At 66.0% G+C, this 12,584-nt stretch carries 14 protein-coding genes, 1 tRNA gene and 1 pseudogene; 9 read left to right on the top strand and 7 right to left on the bottom strand.

The features are described 5' to 3' along the window. The first annotated feature begins 29 nt into the window (after positions 1-29). Complete coding sequence (locus Athai_RS33190; protein ID WP_203965126.1) at positions 30-215, top strand: hypothetical protein; 186 nt, start codon at positions 30-32, stop codon at positions 213-215. Positions 216-221: 6 nt separating this feature from the next. On the opposite strand, the gene Athai_RS33195 is transcribed toward Athai_RS33190, so the two are convergent. Continuing rightward, positions 222-401 carry a hypothetical protein gene (locus Athai_RS33195; RefSeq protein WP_203965127.1) on the bottom strand — a complete coding sequence of 60 codons (180 nt, stop codon included), beginning with the start codon at positions 399-401 and terminating at the stop codon, positions 222-224. 298 nt (positions 402-699) lie between these two features. Next, positions 700-1,101 (bottom strand): hypothetical protein, encoded by a 402-nt coding sequence (locus tag Athai_RS33200; protein WP_203965128.1) that lies wholly within the window; start codon positions 1,099-1,101, stop codon positions 700-702. 206 nt (positions 1,102-1,307) lie between these two features. On the opposite strand from Athai_RS33200, the pseudogene Athai_RS33205 reads away from it, so the two are divergent. The 5 genes and pseudogenes from Athai_RS33205 to Athai_RS33225 all read left to right on the top strand — a co-directional run. Beyond that, positions 1,308-1,781: pseudogene (locus Athai_RS33205) on the top strand (ISL3 family transposase); the annotation flags it as partial. A 69-nt stretch (positions 1,782-1,850) separates the two neighbouring features. Continuing rightward, positions 1,851-3,022, top strand: a protein-coding gene (locus Athai_RS33210) for an IS3 family transposase (RefSeq protein WP_203965129.1) whose coding sequence is annotated in 2 segments (ribosomal slippage) — positions 1,851-2,121 and positions 2,121-3,022 — 1,173 coding nt in all. Because the reading frame shifts where the segments join, the coding sequence is not laid out codon by codon here. A gap of 242 nt (positions 3,023-3,264) precedes the next feature. Continuing rightward, positions 3,265-3,780, top strand: a complete 516-nt coding sequence (locus tag Athai_RS33215) for a hypothetical protein (RefSeq protein ID WP_203965130.1) — start codon at positions 3,265-3,267, stop codon at positions 3,778-3,780. Between the two features lie 658 nt (positions 3,781-4,438). Further along, complete coding sequence (locus Athai_RS33220) at positions 4,439-6,049, top strand: SMI1/KNR4 family protein (RefSeq protein ID WP_203965131.1); 1,611 nt, start codon at positions 4,439-4,441, stop codon at positions 6,047-6,049. A 100-nt stretch (positions 6,050-6,149) separates the two neighbouring features. Beyond that, positions 6,150-6,964 (top strand): IS5 family transposase gene (locus Athai_RS33225; protein WP_420829771.1). Its coding sequence is split into 2 segments (ribosomal slippage): positions 6,150-6,501 and positions 6,501-6,964, totalling 816 coding nucleotides; the frame shifts between segments, so codons are not numbered across the junction. Positions 6,965-7,220: 256 nt separating this feature from the next. Here Athai_RS33225 and Athai_RS33230 read toward each other — a convergent pair. Beyond that, positions 7,221-8,348 carry a hypothetical protein gene (locus Athai_RS33230; protein WP_203965132.1) on the bottom strand — a complete coding sequence of 376 codons (1,128 nt, stop codon included), beginning with the start codon at positions 8,346-8,348 and terminating at the stop codon, positions 7,221-7,223. Here Athai_RS33230 and Athai_RS33235 point away from each other — a divergent pair. Then, the gene (locus tag Athai_RS33235; RefSeq protein ID WP_203965133.1) at positions 8,335-8,907 is read left to right on the top strand and encodes a hypothetical protein; all 573 of its coding nucleotides are present in this window, start codon (positions 8,335-8,337) and stop codon (positions 8,905-8,907) included. The two genes, Athai_RS33230 and Athai_RS33235, sit on opposite strands and share 14 nt — an antisense overlap. 7 nt (positions 8,908-8,914) lie before the next feature. Here Athai_RS33235 and Athai_RS33240 read toward each other — a convergent pair whose 3' ends face one another. Further along, positions 8,915-9,241 (bottom strand): hypothetical protein, encoded by a 327-nt coding sequence (locus tag Athai_RS33240; protein ID WP_203965134.1) that lies wholly within the window; start codon positions 9,239-9,241, stop codon positions 8,915-8,917. A gap of 588 nt (positions 9,242-9,829) precedes the next feature. Here Athai_RS33240 and Athai_RS33245 point away from each other — a divergent pair. Beyond that, positions 9,830-10,228, top strand: coding sequence for a type ISP restriction/modification enzyme (locus Athai_RS33245; RefSeq protein ID WP_239157316.1), 399 nt, complete (start codon positions 9,830-9,832; stop codon positions 10,226-10,228). Positions 10,229-10,288: 60 nt separating this feature from the next. On the opposite strand, the gene Athai_RS33250 is transcribed toward Athai_RS33245, so the two are convergent. Next, a tRNA-Lys gene (locus Athai_RS33250) sits at positions 10,289-10,361 on the bottom strand. Positions 10,362-10,513: 152 nt separating this feature from the next. Beyond that, positions 10,514-11,086, bottom strand: coding sequence for an ArsR/SmtB family transcription factor (locus tag Athai_RS33255; protein ID WP_203965135.1), 573 nt, complete (start codon positions 11,084-11,086; stop codon positions 10,514-10,516). 60 nt (positions 11,087-11,146) lie between these two features. Between Athai_RS33255 and Athai_RS33260 the strand changes: the two genes are divergently transcribed. Beyond that, positions 11,147-11,725, top strand: a complete 579-nt coding sequence (locus tag Athai_RS33260) for a dienelactone hydrolase family protein (RefSeq protein ID WP_203965136.1) — start codon at positions 11,147-11,149, stop codon at positions 11,723-11,725. Between the two features lie 212 nt (positions 11,726-11,937). On the opposite strand, the gene Athai_RS33265 is transcribed toward Athai_RS33260, so the two are convergent. Next, entirely contained in the window at positions 11,938-12,384 is a 447-nt protein-coding gene (locus Athai_RS33265) for a hypothetical protein (RefSeq protein ID WP_203965137.1), read from the bottom strand. Between the last annotated feature and the right edge of the window lie 200 nt (positions 12,385-12,584).

The following is a 12,584-nucleotide window of genomic DNA, read 5'->3' on the forward strand; positions in this document are numbered from 1 at the left end:
TCAACTCTCAAACAAACGGACCGTCTGACATGTATCAGACCACCGGCCTTTCTCGCGCTGGCCTTGAGGAACTGTGCGCCATGATCAACCGCAACATCGCGGACGAAAATAAGACCTGGCCGCCGACGCTCGGATTGTTCAAGGCGGTGGTGGTGTCGTTGATCTATCTGCGCCGCAACAGGGTCCAGCAAGAGCTATCGGAAACCTTTGGTTGAGGGGCTTCACGTTTTCCGGACATGGCTTTGACCGGTGATTTCACGCGGTGAGCTGCTGATTTTTGTGCCCGGTGTATGCCTCGTGTGGGCCAGCTGCTGCCACTGCCGGGGCACGGTAAGGCCCAGCTCATGAGCGACCTGAAGCTGGACCGGCTTGAACTCGGCGTTGGCGATGTCGTGCCACATCGTTGAGCAACGGTTCCTGATAGTCTCACTCTGAGTAAGTATTTCGGGAGACGCCGTCGTTCATCGCCTCTGCCGGGCCGAGCACCCGTCGATCGCTCAGCAAGCCGAGTCGACTGCGCGCGGCTGTCAGACGCCCTGTCGGGGAACGAACAGTGGGGCCCCGGCTCAAGAGAAGCTGTAGTCGATACCACCGAGATCGTCGAGGAGGTCGGTGAGTGCGAGCTCGTCGTGTCTGCAAGGCCGCGCGTCGAGGTCGCCGTGGGGGTAGGCGTGGTCAGCGCCTACCCCCAACATCTGGCTATGCGGCCGACGTCGCGAACTGGTCGAGCAGCTCGGCGAATCCGGCGGCCTCAGCTTCCATCCATGGGGTGGTCGCCCGCGACGGCCGCAGACGGATCAGACGAGCGCGGCGCACATCGACAAAGACCGGCTCCGCGTTCTGCAGCAGATCGTCGGCCGCCTGCTCCAACAGCCACAGCACCGCGTCGATCTCCAACGGGTCCGGCTTCTCGGCCCGCGCGTGTATCCACACCAGTTCCCGTCGTCCGTCTGGGTAGCTCAACCGCAAGTGTAGGGTGACATTGACGGTGATGCGCCGCGCCGACCACACACCGGTATGCCGCCTCTCGACGACCGCGCCGTGGAACGCGGGAACGATCTGTTCCCAGCCCTCGGCGCACTCGCGGTAGCTTGCCCGCACCCGAGTCGAATCGTTGCTCCCATCCGGGAACTGATCAGATCCGGAAGGATCCGGCGCGGCACTAACGGTGGGAACTGTGTGGAGGTAGCTGCAAACCGGCTCTTCCCAGATGAGGGTGTAGGTCGGGCTGGCGCGTTGGTCCCCAGGTAGGCGTCGAGGTCCCCGAAGATGGAAGTTCTCACGCTCGCCATCTGGAAGACCTCGACGTGCTTGACGCTACCGTGCCGGCCGGGTTCGGCCGGCCTGACCTGACCACTTTCGCCCGGCTCGACGGCCTCGGCCTCGCCGTGATCGGGCAGCGACTCGAGCCGGACCGGGCGGTGCTTGCGTGTCGAGTTGTCGAGCCCGACCGGTGGTGTCGCCGCTGCGATGCCGAAGGGGTGGCCCGTGACACGGTGATCCGGCGCCTGGCACATGAACCGCTGGGCTGGCGGCCCACCATCTTGGAAATCGCGGTGCGTCGCTATCGGTGCCGCGAGTGCGGGCACGTGTGGCGACAAGACACCACTCCGGCGGCCGAGCCGCGGGCCAAGCTGTCACGGGCCGGGCTGCGGTGGGCATTGGAAGCCATCGTGGTCCAGCACCTCACCATCGCCCGGGTCGCCGAAGGACTCGGGGTCGCCTGGGACACCGCCAACAACGCAGTCCTGGCCGAGGGCAGGAGGGTCCTTGTCGATGATCGGGACTGCCCAGGGTTTGGTTGACGCCTGACCTGTGAGGCTGTTGGCCTTGCTGGAAGGATGTTTGCTGTGCCCAAGCCCTATCCCCGCGAGTTTCGGGACAACGTGGTCGCGGTCGCCCGTGCCGGCGGCGCGCCGCTGACGCAGATCGCGAAGGACTTCGGGATCTCGGAGTCGTGTCTGTCCAACTGGCTGAAAGCGGCCGATGTTGCCGACGGCAACCGGCCCGGCGTGACCCGCGAGGAGTCGCAGGAGCTGCGGGAGCTCAAGCGCCGCAACCGGCTGCTGGAGCAGGAGAACGAGGTCCTGCGGCGTGCGGCTGCCTATCTGGCCCGGGACATCAACCCAAAATGATCTACCCGCTCGTCCGAGAGTTGGCCGCGGCCGGCGCCCCTGTTCGGGTGCCGGTCGCGGTGACGTGTCGGGTGCTGGGCTTCTCCCGGCAGGGCTACTACCAGTGGGTGCGTGAGCCGGTCTCGCAGCGTGACTACCAGGATGCGTGGCTGACCAACGCCGCACTCGATGCGCACGCCGATGACCCGGAGTTCGGCTACCGGCTGGTCGCCGACCAGCTCCGCGCCGCCGGCCACCACGCCAGCGACAACCGGGTATGGCGGCTGTGCCGCGACCAGCGGATCATCTGCGCCCACTCGGTCAAACGCGGTCTGGGCCGCAGGCCCGGTCCGCCGGTGCATGACGACCTGATCAAACGGCCAGGCGGCGGCAGGGACTTCACCGCTGCGGCACCCAACAGGGTGTGGCTGACCGATATCACCGAGCATCCCACCGCCGAGGGCAAGCTGTATCTGTGCGCGATCAAGGACCTGTGGTCCAACCGGATCGTGGGCTACTCCATCGACTCTCGGATGACCTCTGAGCTGGCGGTCGCCGCGCTGCGGCACGCCATCGGGCTGCGTTGCCCGGACCACACGATTGTGCATTCCGATCGCGGCAGCCAGTTCCGGTCCCGGAAATACGTCACCACGCTGCACCAGGCCGGGCTGACCGGGTCGATGGGACGGGTCGGTGCCTGCGGCGACAACGCCGCGATGGAGTCGTTCTTCGCGCTGCTGCAGAAGAACGTGCTCAACCGCCGCCGCTGGGCCACCCGTCACCAGCTGAGGCTGGCGATCGTGACCTGGATCGAAGCCACCTACCACCGCCGGCGTCGTCAAGCCCGCCTCGGCCGGCTGACCCCGATCGAGTTTGAGACCATCTACACCACCGCACACGCGGCCTGACACCCATCAACCCCGAGTGTCAACCAAACTCGGGGCAGTCCCCAGCCCCCACAACCGTGCACCTGCCCACGATTGGCGCCCCACCCGCACCGGCAACCACCAGCTCGCCCACCAAGCCCTCGCCGGCACCAACACCGGTCTCACTGACGCCGCCAGCGTCCACATCGAACCCACCGGCCGAACCGCCCCGGCGCCGCTCCCGGCGGGCAATCGCTGCCGTCATTGCCTCCCTCGCCGCCCTCGTGGTGCTGGCAGCAGGCGGGACCATCACTGCCTACTACCGTGGAGCATTCGCCAAAGACGGCCCCTACACCTCGATCCCCAACCCCTGTGACCTGATGCACGGCGACGCCTTCACCCACTACTTCTCCGAAGGCCGGCGCAGCGATCTCGGCATGGACGACGGCGAGGACACCTGCGACATCGACTGGAAACGCGGCACCGACATCCCACCCCGCGACCGCGCAATGGTCTCTCTGAGCATCAAGCTGTTCCACCATCGTGGGCACGTCGACGCCACCGACGTCGCCATCGCCGACCTGAACAAGGAGTTCAACTTCGACACCACAATCCACACCGACAGCCGCGGCTACACCTGCACCCCGACGATGAGTGACTACGGTGCCGGCGCAGGCGCCGTCTGCATCGTGGGAAACCTACGGCTGGAGCTCGACGCTGACCTCGTCACCAAACCCGACCCCGTCCAGACGGTCACGGACCTGCTCAAACCAGTACTCGACAATATGTCCTCGGCCTGAGGCTAGCCAGACGGCGCGGTGCACCGACACAGACCAGACCGTTCTGTCGCGAGCTGTCGTCGGCGGTCAGACTGGCACCGCGGCAGTCCCGAACGATGAGTCCGCACGATGCGCGGTCAGCGCTGCCGGCAGCATTGCTGGAGATGCGTCGAGTGGCCGTCGCTCAGTGGTCGCCGCGGGGTTCGTTCCAGAGCCCGGGGGTCGCTACACCTAACAAGGAGGCGACGTATTCCCACTCTCCTTGTAAGGGGCCGCGATCCGGTGTTCCTGCACAGAGAGGAACCACAGCCGTATGCGCTCGCGGAAGTCCGCGTCCAACTCGCCAGGCCGAGGGCCGAGATCCTCAGTCACGCGTGCCTCCTCACGGTGCCTGTCTGCCTCACGGTATGCCCCGATCCGCAGCGTCTGGCGAGTCGGAGCCAGCAGTCAACTCGGGTCAGCGTCGTGTGGCTCATTGAGCAGCGAGAGTCGCGCTCAGATTGTCGATGTCAGGCGGCGTAGGTCCGTGGTCGGGCCGTGGCGGGCCACCTCAGCGTTCGAGCCAGACGTAGTCTTCTAGCGGCTCAGCAGAGGTGTCGGACACGTGCCGGCGCGGTCGGTGGCGGGACCGATGGCTACCCGAGTTGGTGGCGTGGACGCGTGAAGGGTGATGTGCGAGATGGTACGAGAGCTGGCGGCTCTGGTGGAGGAGATGGCCGTCATGCTCGCGCGGTCGATGGGTGACGCGACTGGCGTGCTGCAGGTCGGCTACCACGATCGGTTCACCGGGGTGCGGCTCTACGACCGGGAGGGCCGCGCTTGGCAGGGCGAGCTAGTTGACGACGGCGACCAGATCGACGCCGTCGTCAACGCGCTGGCCCAGGACCAGACCGGGGTGGCGATGGAGCTGAGGTTCGGGCCGGCCGGCACCTACGAGTTCCGATACACGCTCGGGCTGCGGACGTTGTCGCCGGCGCGGGTCGTGGGCGACCAGCAGTTCCGGTACCCCCATCATCCGTTGGCGGTGCGGTCGGTGGCCACCACACCGGAGCCGGGCGACACCGACCCTGCCGTACTGGCGGAGGTAGGCGGCCTGGTGGACGAGTTCGTGCGGCGCTACGAGCAACTCAAGGGCCGGCCGCCGCAGTTCGCGCCCGGTCACAGCGAGGCCGAGATCGCTGCTGCGGAAGCACGAATCGGCTTGCGGCTGCCCGAAGACCTTCGCGCGTTGTACCGGCTGGTGCACGATGACGACGCCGAGCATGGTCTGCTGGGATGCCAGTCGTTGCTGCCTTTGGACGAGGTGGTCCGGCACTACCTCGACTCCGAACTCGGCGCGTGGGGATGGAACGACGACCTGTTCGGCCCCGTACGGGTCGTGCACGACGCCGCCCCGTACGGCCGGATTCGGCGGATGTCTCGCAACGTCCGCTGGATCACCGTCGCCACCGACCGGGCATGCAACTGGTGCGCGATCGACCTCGACCCCGCTCCCGACGGCACCTCAGGCCAACTGTTCGTCTACGGCCGCGACTACGACGAGTCGGTCGGCTATGTCGCGGAGTCGGTGACGGCGATCCTGTCCGAAGTGGTCACCGCCCTACAAGCCGGCGAGGTCGAGGACGAGTATCCAGACGAGGAGTACCTCGGGCTGCCCGATCAGATCGGCGCCGCCATCGAGGTCGACGGCAGCGCAGTACTGAACCTGGCGAACACGTCACTGGCTGCCGCGGTCGCCGATCTCGCCGCACCTTCGCACGTCCAGAAGCTTTACCTGCACGACGGCGACCGCTCCGACCTGGCCGAGCTGGCAACGCTGCCGCAACTACGCCAGCTGGCAATCCAGACAGCGCAAGCAGTCGAGCTGACCATCCCCCGTACGGTTCCGCTGGAATCGCTGAGCGTCCGCGCCGACGCCATCGATCTGACGCCGCTGGCCGGCCATCCGACCCTCTGGGACCTGGAAATCGCCAACGCCACACACCCGGTCACGATCACCCCGCTGCTCGACATGCCGGCACTGGTCCGCCTCGACCTGTCGACGGTCACCGTGCCCGACCTCACCCTCGTGGCACAGCTACCGAACCTGCGAGTTCTGGTCCTCAACCAGGCCCAGTGGCACCAGCTACACGAGACGGGCGCCATGCCGCCCCACCTCGCCGCTGCGGAGATGACCGGGCAGCAGACACTGCCCGATGCGGTCGCCTGGGTCTCCACCCTTACTCCACGCGCGTGGGCATCATCGCTGCCGACAATCACCGGCCGGGTCCAGGTTGTACAGGGCAGCTGAACAACGCGGCCTGGCGTCGGCGCGTCCTCGGCCCGGCAGCTGGCCCGTTGAAGGATGCCTTAGACCGTGTCTCATTTGGGGTTGGTTCGTTCATGATCATGTGTCGGATGTGCAGCGGTGGTGCCCGGATTCGTTGTGGGAGTTGGCCGAGCCGTTGATCCCGGCCGCCCCGTCCCGGCGGCAGGGCGGAGGCCGGCGCCGTACCAGCGATCGAGCCCTGTTGGCGGCGATGCTGTTCGCGGCGCAGGCGGGATGTTCGTGGTGGAGCCTGCCGGCACATCTGTTCGGCACGACCAGAGCCACCGCGCATCGCCGGTTCAGCGAATGGACCGATGCAGGGCTGTGGGTCCGGCTGCACCGGGCGATGTTGGACCAGCTACGACGCCACGGCGGCTTGGACTTCGACCGGGCGATGATCGATTCGGTGCAGGTGCGGGCGGTCAAAGGGGGGATCTGACCGGCCCGTCGCCGGTGGATCGCGGCAAGCCCGGCTCCAAGATCCATGTGATCACCGATCGTGGCGGGCTGCCGCTCGCCGCCGACATCAGCGCGGCCAACACCCCGGACGCGGCGTTGCTGCTGCCGCTGCTGGATGCTCTACCTTCGGTGCGGGGCCGCATCGGGCGTCCGCGCAGGTGGCCGGGCAAGCTGCACGCCGACAAGGCCTACGACCAGCGGCGACTACGGCGGGAGATCGCTGCTCGCGGGATCAAGGTGCGCATCGCCCGCAAGGGTGTGGAGTCCTCACAACGGCTGGGCCGACACCGCTGGGTGGTCGAACGCACCATGTCCTGGTTGGTCAACTACCGGCGCCTGACCCGCCGCTACGATCGCCTACCCGAACACTTCCACGCCTTCGCGGTGATCGCCTGCATGATGATCTGCTACCGAAGACTCACCAAGATCACCAAATGAGACACGGTCTTACACCAGCGCCTCGCCAACCAGCGTTCTGGCCATGCGGCCTCGGGCGGACCGTCGCCTGAGCATGCGACGGGCTCACCCCTCGGCCCTGAACGCGCTCGAAGCTGAGCTTCTCGCTGCAGCATGACGCCGACCCTCGGCAGAACATCGACGCCTCGGTCAACAGTGTCGACGTGCCGCACGCTCGGGGGACAGTCCCACTGGACCGCACAGACTGCCTGGATCCGCTGCGCGGGCCCGGTGACGGCTAGGACGACGGTGGGAAGTAGTGGCGCAGGTAGTCACGCACCCAGGGCTCGAGCCCGGACACGTCGTTGGCGCGGAGGGCGCGCCAGAGGTGGTTCTCGACCCAGAACCGGTAGGCGAACTCCTCGAACGAGGGCGCACACCAGCTGATCGCGCTTCTCTGCTGCTCCGGGTCGTCGAGGTCGGTCTCCGTCTCGTAGCCGTCGCGCCGTGCCTCGTACTCCCCCTCGTAGTCGATATCGGAGAACACCACGAACGTCTCACCCGCGGGACGCAGGTAGAGGTACCAGATCACGCAGTCCTGTTGGTCGCGCAGGAACCGCACCAGAAAGGCGCCAGCCTCGACCGGGCTGGGTAACGGCTGCGAGATGTCGGTCCAGCATCCGGTCACCGAGACCTCGTCCAGTGCCCCGTCCAGCTTCGAGTCGGTTTGGAAAGCGACGAAGTCCAACGGCAGCGTCAGACCCTCGGCCGCGAGGCTGGCCGACACTCGATCGAGCACCGTGACCTGCTCGGCAACAGGCTCTCCGAGACCACCGAGCCATCGGAAGGTGCCTGTGAACTCGGCGGAGTCCAGAGGGGGCAGGCTCTCATAGGGATAGCGCTGGTAGGTATAGCGGCAGGGCCGGTATTCACCCAGGCCGGTAGCGCACCAACCCGGGCTGAAGCCACCCGATGAGCCGCTTCCCGACCGTTCGCCGGACATCGAACCTCCAGAGATCACAGTGAGCGGGGTTGCGGCGTCAGCATTCCACTGCCCACCGACATCGCCGAACTGCCACCTCAGGGAAGGCCGGCCGGCGGCCTGCGGAGATGCGTCGTCTGTGTCGAGCACAGCGGCCGTGTTCGTCGAGGTCATCCACGCTCCGGTACTGACGGGGTCCTCGAGCTGTCCTGAGACCGCCTCGCGGACGGCGCCGACGCCGTCGACTTCACAGATCGGGTCTGTGCACGCCGAGTATGGTGGCGTGTGCTCTGACATCGATCGTTGCGCTTTGCGCCATATCGCTATGTTGTAGCCCATGCTGCCCTCCCACTCTACGCAGTCCTCGACCCCTATTCGATGGCGCAAGCCGTGGCTGGTTCCCACGATATCCGCATTGTTGGGCGTCGCGGTGATCTTGATCATTGGCATTGTCGTGTTCACTGTCCGGCCGGCCTTCCTCTTCGGAACCGGACCGACCCTGGCACAGCCTTATCATCTGGGCTACAGCTCCGGATGCAGCCTGCTTCCACAACAGAGCTTCGATGAGCTTGGATACAGCGCGAAGCGGCCAGGAAAGTCAACACACGACTCCGATTCGCGCTCCTGCGCAGTGGATCTGGCAGCTACCGACCACCATGTCGGCCACGCTGCCGGTGATGCGAAGTTCCAGTTCACGGCGAGTGTATGGCGCAGCACAAGCGATGCCCGCAACGATTACCTCAGCGAAGTCGAGACCTTCAAGCCCTATGCGTCCGAGAAGCAGGACACGGTCACTCATGAGAGCATTGGCGACCAGGCCACTACGGTCATGCGGTCACGAAGCGCTGAAACGATGTACATCACGATCGTTAGCTACGACAACCTCGTGCTTTCGTCGCAGCTGATCCTGCCGCGCGGCTCGCAGCCACTGCCACCGGAGATCTTCTCTCGCGGTATCCGCTCCGCCCTCGACGGAATAGCGGGAAACATCCCCAAGGGGTGACATGCCACTATGGCGCAACCTTGGGCCAGTGCCCCTTCGGTAGATAGGATCGCGTATTCCCCTGATCAAACAGGTCCATCGTCTTTGCGTAGTCGCCAGCGAACTTTTTGACCATGTCGATCAGGTTGTTCAAACCCTCTTCCACGATCGACCCGCATGCCCCAGCGAGCTTGTCCAAAGCCTCAGGAATCGACACAATCCCGGCCGTATCGACAGCGGCATCCGTCATCGCCCCCAGAAGCTTCGTCACAATCTTCGCGGTTTCGAGCATGAAGCTCAAGTTGTCAACGGCCTGGGTTTCCAAGAACGTCGCGACTGCCTTGGCATCGTCCACGCCTGTTTGAGGATCGCGTTGTCGCGCTTGAGTTCCGCATTCAGCGGAGCTGCCCACCGAGATCACGAACAACGAAGATTCGTGCGATAAAAGACCATGATCGAGGTTAGCTAGCGGAATTGTCCCACTCGGAAGCAGTCATGCCGAAATCCCGCGATATCGGCTTGACGGTAGATCGAAATTTCTCACGGAGGCCCTCTATATTAGGCGAGTCCCCCTCCGATGCCATGACATTCGCAGTTTCTATGACTTCCCTATATGCGGCAACTACTCGAATTTGGAACTGAGACTCGTCAACCTCATGGTCAATGTTGGGGTAGACGACCGGAATGTCGAGAGACGGGTCAGAATAGTCCAATATCGCATGAATGTAGAACCCTGTCTTCATCAATTCATAGCGTGGGCTTAGGCCTCCAACCTCGCTGTTTGCTGGGGATCTGCGGAAGATGTTGCCGCGGGTTCCGAAGGCGCCAGATCGGGAGCGGTTCGAGGCGTTCGTCCGCGGCCGGCAGCGTGACCCGCCGCTGCGGGTCGAGCCGGCCGTCGGCGACGTTCGCCGAGGCCGGTCGGCAACTGGCGCATTTGCATGTGGACTACGAGTCGGTCAAGCCATACCCGCTGGAGATGCAGCTCAGGGAGAAGTCGGCGCAGGGCGAGCGGGAGCTGTGGCGGGTCACGAAGCTGAAGTGGCGGTCGAAGTCGGACCACTCCGCGATCGTCTACAACTCGCAGGTCACCCTGGCCGGCATCCCGGACGAGGCACACCGCTACCAGCTCGGCTCGCGTACGGCGTTGGAGTGGCTGATCGATCGGTACCAGGTGAAGATCGACAAGGCGGCCGGCATCGTTAACGACCCGAACGACTGGTGTGACGAGCACGACGACCCACGCTACATCGTTGACTTGATCTGTCGGGTGACAACGGTCAGTATCGAAACAATGCGCGTTGTTGACGGGCTGCCTACGCTTGATCTCCTGCCGCGGTAAAAGCCCGTGACTCTCAGCGAAGCTAGGGACCTTCCAATGAGAAAGCGTCTCATAACAGCGTGGGTCGCGTGGGACTCGAACCCACAACCTACGGATTAAAAGTCCGCAGCTCTGCCAATTGAGCTAGCGACCCTGCACCGGACACGGTACCCCAAGCGGAGTGCTGCCTGCGTGCCCGGTCGGCGCCGCCAAGTCCAGGTATTGGTGCAGGTCACAGCGGCCTGCGGGTGGTTCCTGGGCCGGGCTGCGGGCGGTGGCGGGGTCGGCGCGGGCCGGGCCGCGGGGTCACGGCGCCGCCGGCGGCAGGGTGGGGTGCTCGGCCGGATAGAGGCTGACCACGAACGAGTACGAGGTGTCTCCTTCCCGAGGCAGCTGGTCGAACTCGTTGAGCAGGGCGACGACGCGTTCCCAGAAGGCGCCGGCCTGGGCGGCGGAGATGTGTGCGTGGTGGCGCAGCGCCCGCATCTGGTCGGCGTGGTAGGCGGGCATGGATTCCTCGGCGGCGTCGGCGAGTTCGTTGGGCCAGGGCGGTGGCGTGACGTCCTGTGGCCGCACCTTGCCCACGGAGATGTTGCGGGCTGTCCGACCGTAGAAGCTCTCCTCGATCGCCCGCACTCGCCGGGTCCGCACCACTCGGACGAGTCCCGCGTCCAGCAGCACCTTCACGTGATGGGCGACGGTGCTCTTCGGGCGGCCGACCGCCTGGGCGAGTTCGGTGACCGTCGCTGCTCGTTCCAGCAGTAGGTCGAGCAGGATGCCGCGGAACGGGTCGGCGATCGCGCGCAGCTCGTGCGGCGCGGTCACGATCTTGGCTGCGTCGAGATCGTAGTCCGGGAAGCTCCTATTGATCGAAGTCACTCGAATATACTAACTTCGTGGATCATTGGCGGTGACCCGCCGTTCGATCAGGGAGGAAGCATGGCCGAAGTCGTCCTGTTCCACCACGCGCTCGGGCTCACGCCTGGCGTCGTCGGCTTCGCCGACCAGTTGCGCCGCGCCGGCCACATCGTCCACACCCCGGACCTGTTCGAGGGACGGACGTTCGGCAGCATCGCCGAGGGGATGAGTCACGTCGAGCAGATCGGCTTCGGCGAGGTGATCGAACGAGGCACCCGCGCTGTGGACGACCTGCCCGCCGCGTTGGTCTATGCGGGCTTCTCGCTGGGGGTGCTGCCGGCGCAGAAGCTCGCCCAGACCCGGGCGGGTGCGCGCGGCGCCCTGCTGTACCACGCGTGCGTGCCGACCGTGGAGTTCGGCGGCCGCTGGCCGGGAGACGTCCCGGTGCAGGTGCACGGCATGGACGCCGATCCGATCTTCGCCGGGGAAGGCGACCTCGACGCGGCGCGGGAACTGGCGAAGGAGAGCCGGCACGCCGAACTGTTCGTCTACCCCGGTGACCAGCACTACTTCGCCGACCCGACGCTGCCCTCCTACCGGGCGGAAGCGGCGGCGCTGCTGACCTCGCGCACGCTGGAGTTCCTGTCCACCCGCTCCTGAGACCGGCACGGCGAACGCGCTGCCGGCAACTCGGGTATGCAGAGCGGGGGGTTCGTCGGACGATGGTGATCAGCGCGGTCGCGGCGGTGGCATAGGGAGCTGCTGATCCATGAGCTGTTCCAGTACCTACTGGGCGGCGTCCGCCGCCTGGCCGCGGCTCCGGTGACAGGTGTCCACGGTGTAACGGCAGCTGGATCTCGCTGCGGACCCGCTCACCGCGCCAGCACCAACGCGTGGGCCACGACGATCACCACCGCGAGCAACACCCCGGCACCAGCGACCGCCTGTGGCCATCCGCCGACCCGCAGCGTGATGGAGCGCCGGAGGGCGAGCAGCGAGACACCGCCGGATACGAGTCCCAGCGCGAGGCCGATCCGTCCCGCCGTGTGCATCAGCTGTTCGCCCAGCACGGCCGAGCTGGTCACCGTCAGCGGGCCGGCTATCGCGTACTGCAACAGCTGTAGAAAGTCGGAACCCAGCAGACCGGTCAGCGCCAGCACGAACCCGGTGAGTGCCAGGGGCTCTGGGCGCCCGAGCGCCGCCCACACGCTCGGACGAGCCTCTTTCCGACGAACCGCTTCCCCGCGGCCGGCTGGTTCGGAATCCAGGTCGATGCAAGGCTCGTCGTACTTCTCCTGATCTGCGCCCCGTTCGCTCATCCGGAAATGGTATGCACGGCGTCGATGGTCCGCGATCGTCACGCGCGCGGATGCCGGTCGGGCAGCACGGCGGGCGGTGCCGGTGTCCGGCGCGGCACGGTGTCTCCGACGAGACCTCGCGGCCGGAAGGGCTGATCGCGTCGAGCGTGGTGCGGGCGCGGCGGAACTACGGGGGCTGGCCCCAGGGTGCTCGCCGGATC

The organism is Actinocatenispora thailandica, from assembly GCF_016865425.1.
Lineage (GTDB): Bacteria > Actinomycetota > Actinomycetes > Mycobacteriales > Micromonosporaceae > Actinocatenispora > Actinocatenispora thailandica.

Coding starts and splice junctions, on each gene's coding strand:
- Athai_RS33190 (WP_203965126.1), top strand. CDS start 30: ATGTATCAGACCACCGGCCTTTCTCGCGCTGGCCTTGAGGAACTGTGC.
- Athai_RS33195 (WP_203965127.1), bottom strand. CDS start 401: ATGTGGCACGACATCGCCAACGCCGAGTTCAAGCCGGTCCAGCTTCAG.
- Athai_RS33220 (WP_203965131.1), top strand. CDS start 4,439: ATGGTACGAGAGCTGGCGGCTCTGGTGGAGGAGATGGCCGTCATGCTC.
- Athai_RS33230 (WP_203965132.1), bottom strand. CDS start 8,348: ATGATCAAGATCACCGCGACGCCCAACAATGCGGATATCGTGGGAACC.
- Athai_RS33260 (WP_203965136.1), top strand. CDS start 11,147: ATGGCCGAAGTCGTCCTGTTCCACCACGCGCTCGGGCTCACGCCTGGC.
- Athai_RS33265 (WP_203965137.1), bottom strand. CDS start 12,384: ATGAGCGAACGGGGCGCAGATCAGGAGAAGTACGACGAGCCTTGCATC.